At 63.5% G+C, this 20,334-nt stretch carries 16 protein-coding genes; all 16 read left to right on the forward strand.

Annotation, left to right across the window (positions count from 1 at the left end; all coding sequences use genetic code 11):
- Complete coding sequence (dnaA, locus tag ACZK3J_RS00005; RefSeq protein WP_005411730.1) at nt 1-1,332, forward strand: chromosomal replication initiator protein DnaA; 1,332 nt, start codon at nt 1-3, stop codon at nt 1,330-1,332.
- 275 nt (nt 1,333-1,607) lie between these two features.
- On the forward strand, nt 1,608-2,708 hold the full coding sequence (gene dnaN, locus ACZK3J_RS00010) for a DNA polymerase III subunit beta (protein WP_005411731.1): 1,101 nt from the start codon (nt 1,608-1,610) through the stop codon (nt 2,706-2,708).
- 991 nt (nt 2,709-3,699) lie between these two features.
- On the forward strand, nt 3,700-4,794 hold the full coding sequence (gene recF, locus ACZK3J_RS00015; RefSeq protein WP_134951818.1) for a DNA replication/repair protein RecF: 1,095 nt from the start codon (nt 3,700-3,702) through the stop codon (nt 4,792-4,794).
- Between the two features lie 112 nt (nt 4,795-4,906).
- On the forward strand, nt 4,907-7,366 hold the full coding sequence (gyrB, locus tag ACZK3J_RS00020; protein WP_032128508.1) for a DNA topoisomerase (ATP-hydrolyzing) subunit B: 2,460 nt from the start codon (nt 4,907-4,909) through the stop codon (nt 7,364-7,366).
- 67 nt (nt 7,367-7,433) lie between these two features.
- The gene (locus tag ACZK3J_RS00025) at nt 7,434-8,279 is read left to right on the forward strand and encodes a CPBP family intramembrane glutamic endopeptidase (RefSeq protein WP_134951819.1); all 846 of its coding nucleotides are present in this window, start codon (nt 7,434-7,436) and stop codon (nt 8,277-8,279) included.
- A 71-nt stretch (nt 8,280-8,350) separates the two neighbouring features.
- Nucleotides 8,351-9,157, forward strand: a complete 807-nt coding sequence (locus ACZK3J_RS00030) for a M48 family metallopeptidase (protein WP_032128510.1) — start codon at nt 8,351-8,353, stop codon at nt 9,155-9,157.
- A 132-nt stretch (nt 9,158-9,289) separates the two neighbouring features.
- Nucleotides 9,290-10,477: a tetratricopeptide repeat protein gene (locus tag ACZK3J_RS00035; RefSeq protein ID WP_032128511.1), complete on the forward strand. Its 1,188-nt coding sequence runs from the start codon at nt 9,290-9,292 to the stop codon at nt 10,475-10,477.
- A gap of 143 nt (nt 10,478-10,620) precedes the next feature.
- Complete coding sequence (locus tag ACZK3J_RS00040) at nt 10,621-11,289, forward strand: energy transducer TonB (protein WP_049420917.1); 669 nt, start codon at nt 10,621-10,623, stop codon at nt 11,287-11,289.
- A gap of 94 nt (nt 11,290-11,383) precedes the next feature.
- The gene (gene exbB / locus ACZK3J_RS00045) at nt 11,384-12,145 is read left to right on the forward strand and encodes a TonB-system energizer ExbB (RefSeq protein ID WP_049420916.1); all 762 of its coding nucleotides are present in this window, start codon (nt 11,384-11,386) and stop codon (nt 12,143-12,145) included.
- 62 nt (nt 12,146-12,207) lie between these two features.
- Entirely contained in the window at nt 12,208-12,633 is a 426-nt protein-coding gene (locus tag ACZK3J_RS00050; protein WP_005411739.1) for an ExbD/TolR family protein, read from the forward strand.
- Nucleotides 12,634-12,636: 3 nt separating this feature from the next.
- Nucleotides 12,637-13,050 carry an ExbD/TolR family protein gene (locus ACZK3J_RS00055; RefSeq protein WP_005411740.1) on the forward strand — a complete coding sequence of 138 codons (414 nt, stop codon included), beginning with the start codon at nt 12,637-12,639 and terminating at the stop codon, nt 13,048-13,050.
- A 101-nt stretch (nt 13,051-13,151) separates the two neighbouring features.
- Nucleotides 13,152-14,612 (forward strand): cardiolipin synthase, encoded by a 1,461-nt coding sequence (gene cls, locus ACZK3J_RS00060; RefSeq protein ID WP_414577311.1) that lies wholly within the window; start codon nt 13,152-13,154, stop codon nt 14,610-14,612.
- 40 nt (nt 14,613-14,652) lie between these two features.
- The gene (locus ACZK3J_RS00065; protein WP_032129280.1) at nt 14,653-14,922 is read left to right on the forward strand and encodes a hypothetical protein; all 270 of its coding nucleotides are present in this window, start codon (nt 14,653-14,655) and stop codon (nt 14,920-14,922) included.
- Between the two features lie 9 nt (nt 14,923-14,931).
- Nucleotides 14,932-15,675, forward strand: coding sequence for a pyridoxine 5'-phosphate synthase (locus ACZK3J_RS00070; RefSeq protein ID WP_277779118.1), 744 nt, complete (start codon nt 14,932-14,934; stop codon nt 15,673-15,675).
- Between the two features lie 146 nt (nt 15,676-15,821).
- Nucleotides 15,822-16,913 (forward strand): PA0069 family radical SAM protein, encoded by a 1,092-nt coding sequence (locus tag ACZK3J_RS00075; protein ID WP_414577308.1) that lies wholly within the window; start codon nt 15,822-15,824, stop codon nt 16,911-16,913.
- A gap of 192 nt (nt 16,914-17,105) precedes the next feature.
- Nucleotides 17,106-20,324 (forward strand): DUF6531 domain-containing protein, encoded by a 3,219-nt coding sequence (locus ACZK3J_RS00080; RefSeq protein ID WP_277779117.1) that lies wholly within the window; start codon nt 17,106-17,108, stop codon nt 20,322-20,324.
- The last annotated feature ends 10 nt before the right edge of the window (nt 20,325-20,334 follow it).

Genomic DNA, 20,334 nt, shown 5'->3' on the forward strand with positions numbered 1-20,334 from the left:
ATGGATGCCTGGTCCCGTAGTCTCGAGCGCCTCGAAGCGGAGTTCCCGCCGGAAGACGTTCATACCTGGTTGAAGCCGCTGCAGGCCGATCTGCGCGTGGACAGCCTGGTGCTGTATGCACCGAATGCCTTCATCGTCGACCAGGTCCGCGAGCTGTACTTGGCCCGGATCCGCGAACTGCTGGCCCATTTCGCCGGTTTCAGCGACGTTTTTCTTGAAATCGGCTCGCGCCCGCGTCCCGTGGAGGCGCAGAACGCGCCGGTTTCCACGCCGTCGGCGCATGTGTCCAGCGAACCGCAGGTGCCGTTCGCCGGCAACCTGGACAACCACTACACGTTCGCCAACTTCGTCGAAGGCCGCAGCAACCAGCTGGGCCTGGCCGCCGCCTTCCAGGCGGCGCAGAAGCCGGGCGACCGCGCGCACAACCCGCTGCTGCTGTACGGGGGCACCGGCCTGGGCAAGACCCACCTGATGTTCGCCGCCGGCAACGCCATGCGCCAGGCCAATCCGGGCGCGAAGGTGCTGTACCTGCGTTCGGAACAGTTCTTCAGCGCGATGATCCGGGCCCTGCAGGAAAAGACCATGGATCAGTTCAAGCGCCAGTTCCAGCAGGTGGACGCGCTGCTGATCGATGACATCCAGTTCTTCGCCGGCAAGGACCGCACCCAGGAAGAGTTTTTCCACACCTTCAACGCGTTGTTCGATGGCAAGCAGCAGATCATCCTGACCTGCGACCGCTATCCGCGCGAAGTCGAGGGCCTGGAAGCGCGCCTGAAGTCGCGGCTTGCCTGGGGCCTGTCGGTCGCGATCGAACCGCCGGACTTCGAGACCCGCGCCGCGATCGTGCTGGCCAAGGCACGCGAACGCGGTGCCGAGATTCCCGATGATGTTGCGTTCCTGATCGCCAAGAAGATGCGCTCCAACGTGCGCGACCTCGAAGGCGCGCTCAATACCCTGACCGCCCGCGCCAATTTCACCGGCCGCGCGATCACCACCGAATTCGCCCAGGAAACCCTGCGCGACCTGCTGCGCGCCCAGCAGCAGGCGATCAGCATTCCCAACATCCAGAAAACCGTTGCCGACTACTACGGCCTGCAGATCAAGGATCTGCTGTCGAAGCGTCGGACCCGCTCGCTGGCACGCCCGCGCCAGGTCGCCATGGCCCTGACCAAGGAACTGACCGAGCACAGCCTGCCCGAGATCGGCGACGCCTTTGCCGGTCGCGACCACACCACGGTGCTGCATGCCTGCCGCCAGATCCGGACCCTGATGGAAACCGACGGCAAGCTCCGCGAGGACTGGGACAAGCTGATCCGGAAGTTGAGCGAATGATGCACGGATGCCGATGAGGCGTCATCGCACAAAACGGTGCAGAATCCGGTAGCAAGCGCGGGACACGTTGTGGATAAAAATGGCGTCTGAAATCGCGTCGAATTTATCCACAGCTTTCCCCACCCCCTGGGGGTCGGTAATACAGAGGGTTTCGAGGCCTGAAATCCTTTTATTTACAAAGACTTAGCGTTGTTTTCCAGCGATTCTGTCTCTACCAGCACCACCAAGCTTTTGATTTATTCCACATTTTTTAAAGCATAGGGGCACGGAACCACATGCGTTTCACACTGCAGCGCGAAGCCTTTCTCAAGCCGTTGGCACAGGTCGTCAACGTGGTCGAACGCCGCCAGACCCTTCCGGTTCTGGCCAATTTCCTGGTCCAGGTGCAGAACGGCCAGCTGTCGCTGACCGGTACCGACCTGGAAGTGGAGATGGTGTCGCGGATCGCGGTTGAAGATGCCCAGGACGGCGAAACCACCATCCCCGCCCGCAAGCTGTTCGAGATCATCCGCGCCCTGCCCGACGGCAGCCGGATCACCGTCTCGCAGACCGGTGACAAGATCACCGTGCAGGCCGGTCGTAGCCGCTTCACCCTGGCCACCCTGCCCTCCAACGACTTCCCGTCGGTTGACGAAGTGGAAGCCACCGAGCGCGTGGCCATCGGCGAAGCGACCCTGAAGGAACTGATCGAACGCACCGCGTTCGCGATGGCCCAGCAGGACGTGCGCTACTACCTCAACGGTCTGCTGTTCGATCTGCGCGGCGATGCGCTGCGTACCGTCGCCACCGACGGCCACCGCCTGGCGCTGTGTGAAACCGACCTGGCCAAGCCCAGTGGTTCCAAGCGCCAGATCATCGTGCCGCGCAAGGGCGTGACCGAACTGCAGCGCCTGCTGGAGAGCGGCGATCGCGAGATCGAGCTGGAAGTCGGCCGCAGCCACGTCCGCGTCAAGCGCGACGATGTCACCTTCACCTCGAAGCTGATCGACGGCCGTTTCCCGGATTACGAAGCGGTGATTCCGATCGGTGCCGACCGCGAAGTGAAGGTTGATCGCGAAGCACTGCGTGCCTCGCTGCAGCGTGCCGCGATCCTGTCCAACGAGAAGTACCGCGGCATCCGCGTGGAAGTCTCGCCGGGCAACCTGAAGATCAGCGCGCACAACCCGGAGCAGGAAGAAGCCCAGGAAGAGATCGAAGCCGACACCACGGTCAGCGATCTGGCCATCGGCTTCAACGTGAACTACCTGCTGGATGCCCTTTCCGCCCTGCGCGACGAGGAAGTCATCATCCAGCTGCGCGACTCCAACTCCTCGGCGCTGGTGCGTGAATCCAGCAGCGAGAAGTCGCGCCATGTGGTGATGCCGCTGCGTCTCTGACGGCAGCCTGTTCCACGTGGAACCGAACGACGCCCGGGATCTTCCCGGGCGTTTTTTTTGCAGGTTCCACGTGGAGCATCGCGATGGCCGGATCTCCAGGTGTGGGTGAATGGCTTCCTTGAGATCGCTGGTTGCCGATTGATCCTGGCTGCCCTTCTGATGCAATCGGTGCTGAGCGATTGGAATCCAGGTTGTGAGCTTGGGCGCTGTCCAGCCGCTTTCGATCGAGTATGCCGTTCTGGGTCTTCAGCCTGATGCACGTTCCCCGAACTTGCCGGAGGGGTGAAGCAGATCGTGGGTCGCAACGCTGCGGTTGCTTCATCTGCAGACGCCACTGTCCACAGGTCTCGTTGGGGTCGGATCGGGGTCGGCCTAGCTTCTAAATTTGGGTATAAATCTAAAGCATGGTGGTGATGGTAGGCCCAGATTTCGTGGAAAAATGCATTATCTAATTGATTTTTAAAAGATTTATGCAACTGAAACCCCCTGTATAGAGGCCCCTCAGGCTGGGGGGGAACCTGTGGATAGTTTCGCAGGTCGGGCAAAAGGGCTTTTTTATCCACAGTTTGCCCATATCTTGTGTATAAGTCATACAGACCTGCTGTGGACAGTGTGAAACGGCGGGCTCGAATTCCTTGAAATCTGTGGAACCCTCCAGGGCATCGCATCGTAGATTTCAAGAAATCTGCGCGGTGTTCGCGCAAACCACCGTCGGGGCACCTGGCGATGCTCGCGGAATGAGGCTGAAATCGCTGAAATCTGAGGGCCGGTACCCTGCGCCGCCGCTCAGAATTCAAGGATTCCCGGGCGTATCCAGACCCAGGCGAGCCCAGGTGAGGAAGCGCCACCACGTGGAACACGCGTAGGGTTGCCAGACGGAAGCTTCAGCACAGTGGCGATGTCTGGGGCGGCACGGCTGGCTTGACCGATGCAGTAAGCTGATGGATTCCCTGCCCCTCTACCGCCTTGTGCGGATGGTCTTTCGCGCCCCATGCAGATCCGCCGCCTCGCCTTGCATCAACTGCGTCGTTTCAGTGCGGTGGACCTGTCGCCCCAGCCGGGATTGAACCTGCTGACCGGCGACAACGGTGCCGGCAAGACCAGCGTGCTCGAAGCCCTGCACTTGATGGCCTATGGCCGCAGCTTCCGTGGCCGGGTGCGCGACGGTCTGGTACGCCAGGGCCAGGAAGCGCTGGAAATCTTCGTGGAATGGGACGAACAGCGTGCCCTTCACCCGCCCCACCGCCGAAAAGCCGGCCTGCGCCACAGTGGTCAGGACTGGAAGGGTCGACTGGACGGCGAGGATGTCGCACAGCTGGGTAATCTCTGCGCAGCGCTGGCCGTGGTGACGTTCGAGCCCGGGAGCCATGCACTGGTCAGTGGTGGTGGTGAACCCCGTCGCCGCTTCCTCGATTGGGGCTTGTTCCACGTGGAACCGGATTTTCTGTCCCTGTGGCGTCGCTACTCCCGGGCGCTGAAGCAGCGCAATGCCCTGCTCAAGCAGGGCGGGCCGTCGCGGATGCTCGATACCTGGGATCACGAGCTGGCCGAGGCAGGAGAACCACTGACCAGCCGCCGCCAGCACTACCTGGAGCGTCTGCAGCAGCGCACGGTCGCCTTGGCCGCCAGCCTCGCTCCACAACTCGGTATCCAGGGATTGGAGCTGAGCCCCGGTTGGCGGCGGCATGAGCTTCCCTTGGCCGATGCGCTGCTTCTGGCCCGGGAACGTGACCGGCAGGCCGGGTATACCTCGGTGGGCCCGCACCGCGCGGACTGGAGTGTGGATTTCCACAGCATTCCAGGTCGTGATGCGCTGTCCCGCGGCCAGGCCAAGCTGACGGCGTTGGCGTGCCTGTTGGCACAGGCGGAGGACTATGCGGAACAGCGAGGCGAATGGCCGGTGATCGCATTGGACGATCTGGCCTCGGAGCTGGATCGCACCCATCAGGCGCGGGTACTGGAGCGCCTGCTCAATGGGCCGGCACAGATCTTCATCACCGCCACCGAAACCCCGGCGGCGCTGCAGGAACTGACCCACATCGCCCGGTTCCACGTGGAACATGCACAGATCGTGGCTGTGCCATAGTGGGCACACCAGGGCCGCTCGACCCCGGCTGGTATAATTCGGGTTGGAATCCTTTCATTCTCGGCGCATCGCCCCAAGCGGTGCCCGACCTGCGGAGCCTACGGCAAGCGCAATGAGCGACGAACAGAACACCCCGGCAAACAACGGCAATTACGACGCCAACAGCATTACCGCCCTGGAAGGCCTGGAGGCTGTCCGCAAGCGTCCCGGCATGTACATCGGCGACGTGCATGACGGCACCGGTCTGCACCACATGGTGTTCGAGGTCGTCGACAACTCGATCGACGAAGCGTTGGCCGGCCACGCCGACCACGTTGCAGTGACGATCCACGCCGACGGCTCGGTCTCGGTGTCCGACAACGGCCGTGGTATTCCGACCGGCAAGCACGAGCAGATGAGCGCCAAGCTCGGTCGCGAAGTGTCTGCGGCCGAAGTGGTCATGACCGTCCTGCACGCAGGCGGCAAGTTCGACGACAACAGCTACAAGGTTTCGGGCGGCCTGCACGGCGTCGGCGTCAGCGTGGTCAACGCGCTGTCGCAGAAGCTGCTGGTGGACGTGTTCCAGAATGGCTCCCACTACCAGCAGGAATTCAGCAACGGCGCAGCCGTGACTGCGCTGGCCAAGCTGGAAGCCACCACCAAGCGCGGTACCACCGTGCGCTTCTGGCCGTCGACCGTCGCCTTCCACGACAACGTGGAATTCCACTACGACATCCTGGCCCGCCGCCTGCGCGAGCTGTCGTTCCTGAACTCCGGCGTCAAGATCGTCCTTGCCGACGAGCGTGGCGATGGCCGTCGCGATGACTTCCACTACGAAGGCGGCATCCGCAGCTTCGTGGAGCATCTGGCCCAGCTGAAGACCCCGCTGCACCCGAACGTCATTTCAGTCACCGGCGAGCACAACGGCATCGTCGTGGACGTGGCGCTGCAGTGGACCGACTCCTACCAGGAGACGATGTACTGCTTCACCAACAACATTCCGCAGAAGGACGGCGGTACCCACCTGGCCGGTTTCCGCGGTGCGCTGACCCGTGTGCTCAACAACTACATCGAGCAGAACGGCATCGCCAAGCAGGCCAAGATCAACCTGACCGGCGATGACATGCGCGAAGGCATGATCGCAGTGCTGTCGGTGAAGGTGCCGGACCCGAGCTTCTCCAGCCAGACCAAGGAAAAGCTGGTCAGCTCCGACGTGCGCCCGGCGGTGGAAAACGCCTTCGGTGCGCGCCTGGAAGAGTTCCTGCAGGAAAACCCGAACGAAGCCAAGGCGATCGCCGGCAAGATCGTCGATGCCGCACGTGCACGTGAAGCCGCGCGCAAGGCCCGCGATCTGACCCGCCGCAAGGGCGCGCTGGACATCGCGGGCCTGCCGGGCAAGCTGGCCGACTGCCAGGAAAAGGATCCGGCGCTGTCCGAACTGTTCATCGTCGAGGGTGACTCGGCAGGTGGTTCGGCCAAGCAGGGCCGCAACCGCAAGAACCAGGCGGTGCTGCCGCTGCGCGGCAAGATCCTCAACGTGGAACGCGCGCGTTTCGATCGCATGCTGTCCTCCGACCAGGTGGGTACGCTGATCACCGCGCTGGGCACCGGCATCGGCCGTGACGAGTACAACCCGGACAAGCTGCGTTACCACAAGATCATCATCATGACCGACGCCGACGTCGACGGCGCCCACATCCGCACCCTGCTGCTGACGTTCTTCTACCGCCAGATGCCGGAGCTGATCGAGCGCGGTTACGTCTACATCGGCCTGCCGCCGCTGTACAAGATCAAGCAGGGCAAGCAGGAGCTGTACCTGAAGGACGACCCGGCGCTGGACAGCTACCTGGCCAGCAGCGCAGTGGAAAACGCTGCACTGGTGCCGGCCACCGGCGAGCCCGGCATCGAAGGCCTGGCGCTGGAGAAGCTGCTGCTGGCCTACGCGGCGGCGCTGGATTCGATCGAGCGCAACGCACACCGCTACGACCGCAATCTGCTTGAAGCGCTGGTCGACTTCGTCCCGATGGACCTGGAAAGCCTGCGCGCTGCCGGCGAAGGTGAGGGCCTGGATGCACTGGCCAAGCGTCTCAACCAGGGCAGCCTGGGCAGCCCGCGTTTCACGCTGGAACTGCAGGACGCCAACGACGAGCGCCCGGCCGCTGTGCTGGTGACCCGTCGCCACATGGGCGAACAGCACATCCAGGTGCTGCCGATGTCGGCCTTCGAAAGCGGCGAACTGCGCGCGATCCACCAGGCATCGAAGCTGCTGCACGGTCTGGTCCGCGAAGGCGCGACCATTTCCCGCGGTGCCAAGTCGATCGAAGTCGACAGCTTTGCCAAGGCACAGAACTGGCTGCTCGAGGAGGCCAAGCGCGGCCGCCAGATCCAGCGATTCAAGGGTCTGGGTGAAATGAATCCGGAGCAGTTGTGGGACACCACGGTGAATCCGGAAACCCGTCGACTGCTGCAGGTGCGCATCGAAGATGCTGTCGCTGCCGACCAGATTTTCAGCACGCTGATGGGCGATGTCGTCGAACCGCGTCGCGACTTCATCGAAGACAACGCGCTGAAGGTCGCAAACCTGGATATCTGACACAATCGGGACACGGCCGGTGCGCGGGGAGGCGCGCCGGCCTTCGACTCTTGAACGCAGGTACCTGATGTCCGCATCCGCCCCGGTTTCCGCTCCGCCCCCGGTTCCGCCGGCTTCTGCCGCGCCGCGTGTCGTTTCGCCGTTGGCGGGGTTTTTCATCGACCTGGGTATCGCCGCTGTCACCCTGTTCGGCCTGAGCCTGATCAGCGGCCTGCTATGGGGCCTGTACCGTGGCCTGGTGGTCGGTTACGCGAACGCGCAGGCCGGCGCTGGTGCCCCCGACGCCAGTTCGGTAGCGGCGTCACTGGGCCAGCCGGGCGCGCTTGCGCAGATTCTCATGGCGCTGTTTGCCACCGGCGGCGCCGCGCTGCTGCTGTACTTCTGGCGACGGCCGGCCAATGCCGCCGAGCGCCACGCGTCGCGCCAGGCGCTGCGCCGTCCCTCCACCTGGGGCTGGACCCTGCTGGTGGCGACCCTGATCGTGCTCGGCAGCAATGGCATCGCCTTCCTGGCCAAGCAGTTCGGCATCGAGCCGGTTCCCACCAATCTGGCGCTGATGCAGAGTGCGATCGCGCGCTTCCCGTTGTTCCTGGTGCTGTTCGCGGTGGTACTGGCACCGGCCTACGAGGAGCTGCTGTTCCGCCGCGTGCTGTTTGGCCGCCTGTGGAAGGCCGGGCGCCCGTGGCTGGGCGTGGTACTGAGCAGCCTTGCTTTCGCCCTGATCCATGAAATCCCTGGCACCAGTGCCAACGGCCCGGCCGAGATCGCGCAGCTGTGGCTGGTCTATGGCGGCATGGGTGCCGCGTTCTGCTGGCTGTACCAGCGCACCGGCACACTCTGGGCCGCGATCACCGCGCACGCGCTGAACAACGGCGTGGCGCTTGCCGCGCTTGTGTTCTTCGGGGCAACGTAACGCCGTGTCCGCTTGACGAAAGATTAAGCCGCTACGCTACACACTGCGCATATGAACACGGGGGTGGATCCATGAAACAACTGCTGCTGGCCCTTGTCATCACCACCCTGGTCAGTGCCTGCGCGACCACGACCTCTCCTACCGGCCGTCGGCAGATGGTGGGCGGGGTGTCGCAGGCGCAGCTGGACCAGCTCGGCGCACAGGCGTTCGCCGAAACCAAGCAGAAGGAAAAGATCAGCACCGACGGCCGCCAGAACGGTTACGTGCAGTGCGTGGTCAACGCCCTGGTCGCGCAGCTGCCGCCTCAATACCGTGGCGTACGGTGGGAGACGGCCGTGTTCGTCGACAAGGAGCCCAACGCCTTCGCCCTGCCCGGTGGCAAGGTCGGCGTGAACACCGGCATCTTCACCGTCGCCAAAAACCAGGATCAGCTGGCTGCCGTAATCGGCCATGAAATCGGCCACGTCATCGCCCGCCACCACGAAGAGCGCATCACCCGGCAGATGGGTGCGCAGACCGGGCTGGCCGTGCTCGGTGCGCTGGCCGGCGCGGCCTACGGAGAAGGCGCTGCCAGCACCGTCAACCAGCTCGGTGGCATGGGCGCGCAGACCGCCTTCCTGCTGCCCGGTTCACGCACCCAGGAAAGCGAGGCCGACGTGATCGGCCAGCGACTGATGGCCCAGGCCGGTTTCAACCCGGCGCAGGCGGTCGACCTGTGGCAGAACATGATGGCCGCCAGTGGCGGCCGCAGCCCGCAATGGCTGTCCACCCACCCCGATCCAGCCAACCGTATCCAGGAACTGCGACGCGATGCACCGGGACTGACGCCGGTCTATCAGCAGGCGCAGGCGGCCGGGCTGCGGCCAAAGTGCGGATGAGTGCGCAGTTCTATGCTGTATTGCAGCACATAAAACGATTTCTCACGCCATCTGTTTCTGATACGTTTGGCGGCTCAGATTTTTCTGACAGTCCGACTTTGCCGCTATCCGGCGGTTCGATCGAGGTGAACGATGATTTTCCGTAACCACAAAGCTGTGCTTTCCGTCCTCGTCGCGACCGCCCTGACCGGCGCCGTGGTCACCGATGCCTTCGCGCAGTCCTCGCGTTCCTCCGAGCGTGGCAACCGCGGCGGCAAGCAGGCCAAGGCCGAAGCGCTGTACCCGAACGCGACCCGCGAGGAGCCGACCGTCAAGGCATCGGCCAAGCTGGGCAGCAAGCTGCAGAAGATGATCGACAGCTACAACAAGGAAAAGTTCCCGGAGACGCGCACGCAGGCCGACGCGATCCTGGCTGACAGCGCCGCGAACGAGTACGACAAGTCGCTGGCCGCGCAGCTGGCCTCGCAGGCCGCCTACCAGACCGACGACACCCCGGCTGCCGTGGCCTACCTGAAGCAGGTCCTGCAGTTCAACGGCCTGGACAACAACGGGCACTTCCAGTCGATGCTGATGCTGGGCCAGCTGCAGCTGCAGGAAGACCAGACCGCCGAAGGCCTGGCGACCCTGGACAAGTACTTCGCCGAGAGCAAGTCGACCAAGCCGGAAGAGCTGATCGCCAAGGGCCAGGCGCTGTACCAGCTGGAGCGCTACCAGGAAGCGATCCCGGTGCTGAAGCAGGCCATCGCCGGCGCCACCGAACCGAAGGACAACTGGAACCAGCTGCTGATGGCGGCCCTCTCCGAAGCCGGCCAGTCCGGTGAAGCGGTGAAGGAAGCCGAGGCACTGGCCGCCAAGAACCCGAATGACAAGAAGGCCCAGCTGAACCTGGCCAGCATGTACATGCAGGCCGATCAGATGGAGAAGGCTGCCGCGGTGATGGACAAGCTGCGCAGCAGCGGCCAGCTCACCGAAGAGCGCGAGTACAAGCAGCTGTACTCGATCTATGCCAACACCGAACACAAGGAAAAGGACGTCATCGCGGTCATCAACGAAGGGTTGCAGAAGGGCATCCTGAAGCCGGATTACCAGGTCTACCTGGCGCTGGCCCAGTCCTACTACTACTCCGACCAGGTGCCGCAGGCGATCGATGCGTGGCAGAAGGCTGCCCCGCTGTCCAAGGACGGTGAGACCTACCTGAACCTGGCACGCGTCCTGCATGCCGAAGGTCGCATCCCGGAGGCCAAGCAAGCCGCCCAGCAGGCGCTGGCGAAGGGTGTGAAGAACCAGGCTGATGCAAAAAAAATCATCAACCTGAAGTAAGTAGGAATAACGCCTGAATGCCTGCTCAGTTGATGCGCAGGCGCTCAGGATTGGTATAAGCTTGGAGGTTCCTGCGGTGTCATGCACCGCTGATCAGGGATTCCGCCCCCGGCATCCCGGCCCCACTATTGAGCTCTTGGCGCATGACGGAACAACTAGTCGTTCACCGGTACGAACAACCCGATGACAAGGGGCTGAGCTGGCCTCGCATCGTCGGCATCGCGTTTGTAATTGCCCTGCATCTGGCCGCGTTCATGATGCTCCTGATCCCCGCCGTGGCTCCCAAGGCCGTGGCTGAGAAGGAGCGCAACGTCATGGTGACCATCGTCGACGCGCCGCCGCCGCCCCCACCGCCGCCGCCGCCGCCGCCGCCGCAGGATACTCCGCCACCGCCGGTGAAGAATCTGTCGCCGCCGAAGCCGTCGCCGGTCCCGCCGCCGCCGCAGGCGCCGGTCGTGGACGTGCCGGAACCGCGTCCGAACGATATCGTCACCCCGCCGTCGCCGCCCGCGCCGCCGGCTCCGCCGACCTCGATCGAGGCCAGCGTGGATATCTCCTCGAAGGCCATGAATCCGCCGCGTTACCCGCCGGCAGCCTTCCGCGCGGGTATCCAGGGCGAAGTGATCCTGATCATTGATGTCGATGCCAACGGCAACGTCACCAATGTCACGGTGGAAAAGTCCAGCCGTAACCGCGACCTGGACCGTGCTGCGATGGAAGCAGCTCGCAAGTGGCGCTTCAACGCCGCTGAATCTGGCGGTAAGAAGGCGGCAGGTCGCGTTCGCGTCCCGGTCAACTTTGCGCTGAACTGATGCGTCCGGGTGGCCACCTGGCCACCCCCGCTCCCAGTTCGATTGTTTAGCTTAGCTACACCCTTTATCACCACACACAACAAAGGTAAGCGTCATGCTGCAGGAAATTTTCATCGCCGCTGCTGCCGGGGGCAATCCGTCCAACGCCCTGTCGCAGATGGGCTTCGAGCACCTGATCCACGAAATGACCACCAAGCCGGGTGATTTCGCGGTTTCCTGGGTCGTGCTGCTGACCCTGGTCATCATGTCGGCCATGTCCTGGTACTGGACCGTCATCAACATCTTCCGCGCCACCCGCCTGAAGAGCGCCGCTGATCGCGTCGTCAGCCTGTTCTGGGACACCCCGAACGCGCAGGACGCCATCCGTGCGATGGAAGAACAGCCGGCTTCCGAGCCGTTCTCGAAGATCGCCCTGGACGCTGCCCAGGCAGCTGCCCACCACCAGCGCGCTGAAGGCGGTGCTACCGGCGGCGTCGGTGAGAACCTGAGCCGTTCGGAGTTCGTCGACCGCGCTCTGCGTCAGGCGGTCACCCGCGAAAGCAACAAGCTGCAGTCGGGCATGACCCTGCTGGCCACCGTCGGTGCAACTGCTCCGTTCGTCGGTCTGCTGGGTACCGTGTGGGGCATCTACGGCGCGCTGATCAAGATCGGTGCCACCGGCTCCGCTTCGATCGACGCCGTTGCCGGCCCGGTGGGTGAAGCGCTGATCATGACCGCGATCGGTCTGTTCGTCGCGATCCCGGCCGTGTTCGCCTTCAACTTCTTCAGCAAGATCAACAGCGCGACCATCAGCAAGTTCGATACCTTCGCGCACGACCTGCACGACTTCTTCGCCACCGGCTCGCGCGTCCGCTAATTGCGGCGCGCGTCACCCAGCGACGAACGTAAGTAGTCACCAAGATCTAGACGGAGCCCGTTATGGCTTTCAGTAGTGGTAACAGCGGCGGCCCCATGGCCGACATCAACGTTACGCCCCTCGTGGACGTGATGCTGGTGCTGCTGATCATCTTCATCATCACGGCGCCCCTGATGTCCCACAAGGTCAAGGTGGATCTGCCGGAAGCCAACCTGATCCAGAAGCCGGAAGACGCTGAAAAGCGTTCCGGACCGATCACCCTGGCAGTCAAGGAAGACGGCTCGATCTACTGGAACGACGAAGAAATCAACAAGCAGACTCTCGAGTCGCGCTTGGCGACCGCCGCCCAGCAGACCCCGCAGCCGCCGCTTAACCTGCGTGGTGACCGCACCACCAAGATGCGCGTCATCAACGACCTGACCAAGGTCGCGCAGGAGCAGGGCATGCTGGACGTCGGCTTCGTCGCGACCAAAGAAAAGGGGCAATAAGCCATGGCATTCAGTAGTGGTGGTGGCAAGGGCCCCATGGCAGACATCAACGTCACGCCCCTCGTGGACGTGATGCTGGTTCTGCTGATCATCTTCATCGTGACCGCGCCGATCATGACGTACCCGATCGCCGTGGACCTGCCGCAGCGCGTGCTCAACCCACCGCCGCAGCTGGTCGAACCGCCGCCGCCGATCGAACTGAAGATCGACGCCAGCAACCAGGTCTCGTGGAACAACAGCCCGATCAATACGAGCGAGCTGCAGCAGCGGATGGAGCAGGAGGTCCAGCGTGACCCGACCAACCAGCCGGAACTGCGCATCGACGCCAGCCCGGATTCCGAGTACGACGTGATGGCCAAGGTTCTGGCCGCCGCGAAGAATGCTCAGATGAAGAAGATCGGTTTTGTGCAGCAGTAAACGCTACACCGCAACACAACAGTCATGACGCGACTGCAGACGCCCCTGGAAACAGGGGCGTCTTTTTTATGCCTGACGGTCTGGACCGTTATGATCCGCGGATGCTCGCCCTCTTCGACTCCCTGCGCCATTGGCTCGACGGCATCGCCCACCTTGGCACGATCCTGGCGGTCGCCTATCTGCTGTACCTGTTCGCGCTGGCGGGCTGGATCATGCTGCAGAAGCGCGAGCCGGTGGCCACGCTGAGCTGGATCCTGTCGCTGGCGCTGCTGCCCTACCTGGGTCTCTTCATCTACTACCTGCTGGGCCCGCAGAAGGTGAAGCGGCAGCGCCTGCGCCGTGGCCGTGCCCGCTCGGGGATGGAGCACTACAGCGATGTCTGCCCACCCGACGCCGACTGCACCGAGCTGGCCAAGGTCGCACAGGCCACGACCGGGCTCGCGCCGAGCAGCGCCACCGAAGTCACCTGGCTGGTGGATGGCGCGGCAACCTACGCGGCCCTGCTGGACGCCATCGCGCAGGCCCGCGATCACGTGCACCTGGAGTACTACATCTTCAACCCGGACCATGCCGGCACCGCGCTGCGCGACGCCCTGGTCGAGCGCGCCCGCGCGGGTGTGCAGGTGCGCCTGCTGCTCGACGCGGTGGGTTCGTCTGCCCTGCCCCGCCGCTTCCTGCAGCCGCTGCTCGACGCCGGTGGCGAAGCGATCTGGTTCCACCCACGGCAGCTGCTGAAGCCATTCAAGCGCCCGTGGTTGAACCTGCGTACCCACCGCAAGCTGGTGATCGTCGACGGCCGCCTCGCCTTCACCGGCGGCATCAACATCACCGACGACGAGGATGAAAGCCGCAGGGCGGATGCCTACCGCGACCTGCACATGCGCATCCGCGGCCACGTGGTGCGCAGCCTGCAGCTGGTATTCGCCGAGGACTGGCTCTACGCCAGTGGACAGGATCCCTCGCGCATGGACATCGCGCGTCTGTGGCCAGCTGACATGCCGCTGCGCGTCGATGGTGCGATCAACGCCCAGGTGCTGGTCTCCGGCCCGGACTCGGGCTGGGAAACGATCCATCGCCTGCATGTGGCGGCGATCCAGGAAGCGCACGAGCGCGTCTGGCTGGTCACGCCCTACTTCGTGCCGGGCGAAGCGGCGCGGATGGCACTGACCTCGGCCGCGCTGGGCGGGCTGGACGTGCGCCTGCTGGTGCCGAAGATGAGCGATTCCTGGTTCGTCACCCAGGCCGCCCGCTCCTACTTCGACGAGCTGCTGCATGCCGGGGTGAAGATCTACGAGTACGGCCCACGCATGCTGCATACCAAGGCCTTCATCGCCGATGACGACGTCTGCATCGTCGGCAGTGCCAACTTCGATCACCGCAGCTTCCGGCTGAACTTCGAGCTGTCGATGATGATCAGCGACCGTGACCGGGTGGCTGCGCTGGCCGAACTGCTGCAGGGCGAATTCGACCGTTCCACGCGGGTGCACGACCAGGCCGGTCGTTCGCTGTGGCTGCACCGCCTGCCCGAGGCCTTCGCCCGGCTGGCCTCGCCGCTGCTCTGACGCAGCGCTACACTGCGCCGATCATCCGGGGAGCCCGACTATGTACTGGTTGTACCTGCTGCTGGCGCTGGGCTGTTTCGCCTTCGCGCTGAAGACCCCCAGCCCCGGGCTGATGACCCTGTGCCTGCTGGCCGCCCTCGCCTTCCTGCTGGCCTGGGTACGCGGCCGCTATGTGGCCCGTTTCGGTGATCCACAGCGCGATCCGTCCACACTGGTCGATGCCGAAGAACTGCGCCGCCTGCGCGAACAGGCCCAGGCCCGCCGCGGTGACGACCCCAACGATCACGATCCATCCCCTCTTTCCAAGTAGTTTCGTTCCATGACCCAGCTCAGCGTCAACGTCAACAAGATCGCCGTCCTGCGCAATTCGCGCGGCGGTGCCGAACCGGACGTGGTACGCGCCGCCCAGGCCTGCCTGGATGCCGGCGCGCATGGCATCACCGTGCATCCGCGACCGGACCGCCGCCATATCACCGCCGAGGACGTGCTGGCCCTGTCCACGCTGACCCGCGCGCGTGGCGTCGAATTCAACATCGAAGGCAACCCGTTTGCGCCGCCGCGCGAGGGTTACCCGGGGCTGCTGCCGCTGTGCGAACAGACCCGTCCGGCGCAGGCCACCCTGGTGCCGGATGGCGATGGGCAGATCACGTCCGACCACGGTTTCGACTTCGAGCGCGATGCCGAGCGGTTGCGCCCGTTGATTGCCGAACTGAAAGCGATGGGTTGCCGGGTCAGCCTGTTCGTCGACGCGGGCAACCCGCTGCTGGAGCAGGCGGCCGAAGTGGGTGCGGACCGCATCGAGCTGTACACCGGGCCCTATGCGGAGGCGCATGCGGCTGGTGATGCTGACGCGATGCTGGCGCTGTTCGCCACTGCCGCACGCCGTGCACAGGCCGTTGGCCTGGGCGTGAACGCCGGCCACGATCTGTCGCAGGACAACCTGCGCGATTTCCTGGCCAACGTGCCGGACGTGCTGGAGGTGTCGATCGGCCACGCGCTGATCGGTGAGGCGCTGTACGACGGGCTGGACGCCACGGTGCGCGGGTACCTGGCGCTGCTCTGACCCCTCCCCTGTAGCGTCGAGCCCTGCTCGACTTCGGTCTGGGGCCACCCTGGGTGCAGTCGAGCAAGGCTCGACTCTACGGGTGGCGCTGAACCCTTCAGGCGGCCGTCGCAGCCATTGAGACAACCACGACGTACCCTGCCGCAATGGGTATTGCGATCAAGGGCCGAGGTTCCACGTCCCACCTTGCCGGGCGCTTTGAAAGCACCGTCAGCGAGGCGGTGGACGACGGCTGGGCGGTCGACGAGAGCGAAGAGTTCCTCGCCCCTCGCCTGCGCACCGAAGTGCGCGCCGAAACCGCGCGCAGCATCATCACCCGCAACACCTCGCCGGACGTCGGCTTCAGTCAATCCGTGAATCCCTATCGCGGTTGCGAGCACGGCTGCTCGTACTGCTTCGCGCGACCCTCGCACGCCTATCTGAACCTGTCGCCAGGCCTGGACTTCGAGACCAAGCTGTTCGCCAAGACCAATGCGCCGCAACTGCTGCGCAAGGAGCTGTCGAAGCCGGGCTACGTGCCGCAGCCGATCGCGCTGGGCATCAACACCGACGCGTACCAGCCGATCGAGCGCAAGTTCAAACTCACCCGCCAGTTGATCGAAGTGATGCTGGAAACCAAGCATCCGTTTTCGTTGATCACCAAGAACGCGCTGGTCGAGCGCGATATCGATCTGCTTGCACCGTTGGCGGCGGAGAACCTGGTCAGCGTGCATTTCTCGGTAACCTCGCTGGACCCGCACCTCTCCGCGAAGCTGGAACCGCGCGCGTCGGCGCCGCATGCACGGCTGCGCGCAATGAAGCGTCTGCATGACGCCGGCATTCCGGTGGGTGTAATGGTGGCGCCGGTGATCCCGTGGATCAACGACAGCGAACTGGAAGCCGTGCTGGAGGCCGCACACGATGCCGGTGCCAGCACCGCAGGCTACGTGCTGCTGCGCCTGCCACTGGAAGTGGCGCCGCTGTTCCGCGAGTGGCTGGACACCCATCATCCAGATCGCGCCGCACATGTGATGAGTACCATCCAGCAGTTGCGCGGCGGCAAGGACTACGACAGCCAGTTCGGCACGCGCATGCGGGGCCAGGGCGTGTATGCCGATCTGTTGAACAACCGCTTCAAGCTGGCGCGAAAGCGTCTCGGCTTCAATGCGCAGAACAGCCATTGGCCGAAGCTGGATTGCAGCCGGTTCCAGAAGCCGCTGCCGCCGAAGAAGGATTCGCCACAGGGTTCGCTCTTCTGAGGTGTGTACATCTGCTGGCGTATGCACCAGCGATTCGTCGCGCTGTGCTGTGCCCAGCTCATTGATGGGCAATGCACGAGAAACATTACGTGCCTCCATTGCACCGTTGCAGCGTGCCGTCATACACTCGTTACAAACATGAATTCCCGATGACTGAATGAGTCGGTCTCGGATGAGGAGCTAGGCAAGCGCATGACGCACGTTGCAACACGGAACACCTTGCAGTCCCGACTTCTTCTTCTGCCGCTGCTTTCCCTGCCGATGACATTGGCAACTGCGGCAAACACCCTCGAAACCGTTCAAGTCACCGCCACGCTCCCTGTTGGAGGTGGCGGTGCAGGCGGTTTTGGATTTGGTGGCGGCAGTGGTGTCCACCTGTCCGAGTCACAGATGGACAATGGCGGTGGCGGCGGTGCAATTCCGACCGAAACGGCGAAGGAACAGCCGACCGATGACAAGGAGAAGGACTGTAATGGCCGCAAGGGCAATCCTGTCGTGCTCTACAGCGGCAACAAGGTCGAGCCGGAACTCGATTTCGCCAGCCAGGGCGAAATGGGCCTGTTCCTGCAGCGCAACTACAATCATTACTGGAGCGCGACCGGTCTGTTCGGCAATCACTGGCTGAGCAACTTCGACTATTCGCTCGCGTTCACCGATGCAAACCAGCTGGCGTGGGTACAACGGCCCGACGGTCGCCGCATCAAGTATCTCAAGGATCCAGCCAGCGGCCGCTGGTACGAGGACAAGGCCCAGCCCATCGCGTATCTCGCCGCGAACGGAGACGGCACGTTCACGCTTCGAAACGAAAACAACGGGACGGAAATCTACAACGCCGAGGGCTACATCACCCGGCTCAGCAATGAGCAAGGTGTGAGCTGGACGTTCTCCTATACCGATCGCTACCTGCAGAAGGTCACCCACTCCTCGGGACGCAGTATCAGCTTTGGCTGGACCAATGGACAGGTCTCCCAGGTGACCGACCCGGCCGGCAACATCTACCGCTACACCTATACCCCCAACGTGTTCGGGAATGGGCGTGGGCGGCTCGCCAGCACGACATTGCCAGGCGCTCCTGCAACGACGATCAGCTACCACTACGAAGACGGCCGCTTCCCGGGTGCCCTGACCGGCAAGTCCTTTGACGGCGTGCGCTATTCCACGTTTGCCTACGACGCGGAGCGGCGCGCCATCAGCACCGAGCACAATGGCGGCATCGAACGATTCCGCTTCAACTACGCCGTGCGCAGCACCGAACCGGTGCTTCCGCCCCCCGCCCCGGCTCGACCGGGCGGTGTCCGCGCCGACGAAGAGCGTGGATGGTGCGAGCAGCGCCCCGGAGGCTCACGCATCTGCTACCAGCCGCGCTCGCTGCCTGTCGATTCGCTGCCGATGGAGAGCGCTCTCGGCATGACCGCCGCCGCTGCGCCGAGCCTTACGCGGCCCGTCGATATCGATGTCACTGTGATCAACCCTCTTGGCCGCAGCACCACCTACACGTTCAAGGACGGAAAGATGGTGTCGACCAAGGGTGATCCGTCGCCGAACTGCCCTGCCAGCTACAAGGAGCAGAGCTACGACGCCAATGGGTACCCTGATCTGGTCCATGATTTCCAGGACAATCTGACCAACTTCGACTACAGCGCACAGGGTTACCTGCTGAAGCGGGTGGAAGCGGTCGGCAGCACGGCCGAACGTACGACGTTGCAGGAGTGGGATACCGCGCGTAACCGGCTGCTCAAGACAACGGTGGTGGGTGATCTTGAAGTCGCCTACACCTATGACGATCGCGGAAACGTGGCCAGCGTGACTGAGCGCAATCTGACGGCACGTGGGGTGCCCAGCCAGACGCGGGTAACCCGCACCACCTATAGCTATCACGCCAATGGATTGAAGGCCTCGATCAAAATCGATGGCCCGCTTCCGCAGGATGACGTCACCTCGACCTTCAACAACCAGGGCGATCTGACCAGCACCACCAACGCTCTCGGTCATACGATCAGCTATTCCAACTACAACGGACTTGGGCTGCCGGGGCGCATCGTCAACGCGAACGGTGGTGTGCGAGAGCTGACGTACGACGGCCGCGGCCGCGTTCTATTCGACAGAACCAGTTCGGGAACCGGCTGGGCGACGACCGCCTTTGGCTACACCGCTGCAGGTGACATCGCCTCGCTTACCCAGCCTGATGGCGTAACAGTCCGCTACGGCTACGATGCAGGGCGCCGACTGACACAGGAAGTCCGTTCGATGGGGGACGGCAAGTGGGCGTGGACCCGTCATAGCTACAACAACGCCTCCAATCGCACGCGCACCGAGGTTTCACAAACCGACTATCCGCTGGATTCGGTGGTGAGCGGCGTGATTGACGAAATCACCCATGATGCGCAGTGGAACTGGTTCGTACGTGGCTGGGCCTGCTCCACCGGCTCGGCTGGGTCAATCCAGGTGGACGGTTACGCCGATGGCAACGTCTATCTGGGTAGCACTCAGGCAAACCTTGCCAGCGAGCCAGGTGTTGCTGCGGCTTGCAAAGCATCAGGTAGTGCCTATAGGTATCAGTTGCCGATATCGCTAGCCCAGAGGCAACAGTTGGGCGGTCGCAAATTCTCCGTCTACGGCCAATCTCCGCAGGGCCGCGGCCAGGATCGACCGCTCGCGAACTCAGGGGTGTTTGCGATTCCAACTGCAAGCATCGTTGGTGACATCGGCGGCGTGACCCAGGACGGCAACTGGAACTTCTTCATTGAAGGCTGGGCCTGCTCAGCTGGCGTGGACGCCTCGATCGACGTACACGTCTATGCCGGTGGCGCAGCTGGTGGCGGTACATTCGTCGCTTCGAGCCGCGCCAACTTGGCCACCGACGGAAACGTTGCCAACGCGTGTCAGGCACGCGGAAGTGCCTATTGGTTCAAGATTCCTCTTGACGGCAACGTACGATCGAATCACGGAGGCAAAGCACTATACGTGCACGGTATCTCGCCTGTTGGCGGTCCGAACCTGACCATCAATCGCTCAGGTGCTTTTACCGTACCTGCTGTGGTGCGTAGCGCCGAGCTGGTTTCCGCATCAACCTCGGCGCCTCATATCTTCAATGGCCAGTCATCCAGCGTGACATTCCAGTTCCGGAACACTGGCAATGTCATCTGGAATCCAAGCGATACCTATATGGTCCTGAGGACGTTGCGGACCAGCGAGGCCATCGGGCTTTCGTCTCCGGTCGCACCAGGCGCTGTAGCCACATTCACCGTGATCGTCTCGCCCGTGAACACCGGCAGTGGTGTTGCGCAATTCGGGTATATGGGCCAGTTGGCATCTGGGCCCACCTCTTGGGGGCCGCAGGCACAGGTGACGGTAAGGGCGGAAAACGACAAGGGTAGCTGCAACCCGAAATTCTGCGAAGAGCCACGCTAAGGAAGGCCCA

This window comes from Stenotrophomonas sp. 86428_Sma (assembly GCF_056481585.1).

Bases quoted from the DNA above. Each gene is read 5' to 3' on its own strand.
- ACZK3J_RS00065 (WP_032129280.1), top strand. From the start codon at position 14,653: ATGTACTGGTTGTACCTGCTGCTGGCGCTGGGCTGTTTCGCCTTCGCG.
- ACZK3J_RS00080 (WP_277779117.1), top strand. From the start codon at position 17,106: ATGACGCACGTTGCAACACGGAACACCTTGCAGTCCCGACTTCTTCTT.
- ACZK3J_RS00050 (WP_005411739.1), top strand. From the start codon at position 12,208: ATGGCTTTCAGTAGTGGTAACAGCGGCGGCCCCATGGCCGACATCAAC.
- recF (WP_134951818.1), top strand. From the start codon at position 3,700: ATGCAGATCCGCCGCCTCGCCTTGCATCAACTGCGTCGTTTCAGTGCG.
- cls (WP_414577311.1), top strand. From the start codon at position 13,152: ATGCTCGCCCTCTTCGACTCCCTGCGCCATTGGCTCGACGGCATCGCC.
- dnaA (WP_005411730.1), top strand. From the start codon at position 1: ATGGATGCCTGGTCCCGTAGTCTCGAGCGCCTCGAAGCGGAGTTCCCG.
- ACZK3J_RS00075 (WP_414577308.1), top strand. From the start codon at position 15,822: ATGGGTATTGCGATCAAGGGCCGAGGTTCCACGTCCCACCTTGCCGGG.
- ACZK3J_RS00030 (WP_032128510.1), top strand. From the start codon at position 8,351: ATGAAACAACTGCTGCTGGCCCTTGTCATCACCACCCTGGTCAGTGCC.
- gyrB (WP_032128508.1), top strand. From the start codon at position 4,907: ATGAGCGACGAACAGAACACCCCGGCAAACAACGGCAATTACGACGCC.
- ACZK3J_RS00035 (WP_032128511.1), top strand. From the start codon at position 9,290: ATGATTTTCCGTAACCACAAAGCTGTGCTTTCCGTCCTCGTCGCGACC.
- ACZK3J_RS00070 (WP_277779118.1), top strand. From the start codon at position 14,932: ATGACCCAGCTCAGCGTCAACGTCAACAAGATCGCCGTCCTGCGCAAT.
- exbB (WP_049420916.1), top strand. From the start codon at position 11,384: ATGCTGCAGGAAATTTTCATCGCCGCTGCTGCCGGGGGCAATCCGTCC.
- dnaN (WP_005411731.1), top strand. From the start codon at position 1,608: ATGCGTTTCACACTGCAGCGCGAAGCCTTTCTCAAGCCGTTGGCACAG.
- ACZK3J_RS00025 (WP_134951819.1), top strand. From the start codon at position 7,434: ATGTCCGCATCCGCCCCGGTTTCCGCTCCGCCCCCGGTTCCGCCGGCT.
- ACZK3J_RS00040 (WP_049420917.1), top strand. From the start codon at position 10,621: ATGACGGAACAACTAGTCGTTCACCGGTACGAACAACCCGATGACAAG.
- ACZK3J_RS00055 (WP_005411740.1), top strand. From the start codon at position 12,637: ATGGCATTCAGTAGTGGTGGTGGCAAGGGCCCCATGGCAGACATCAAC.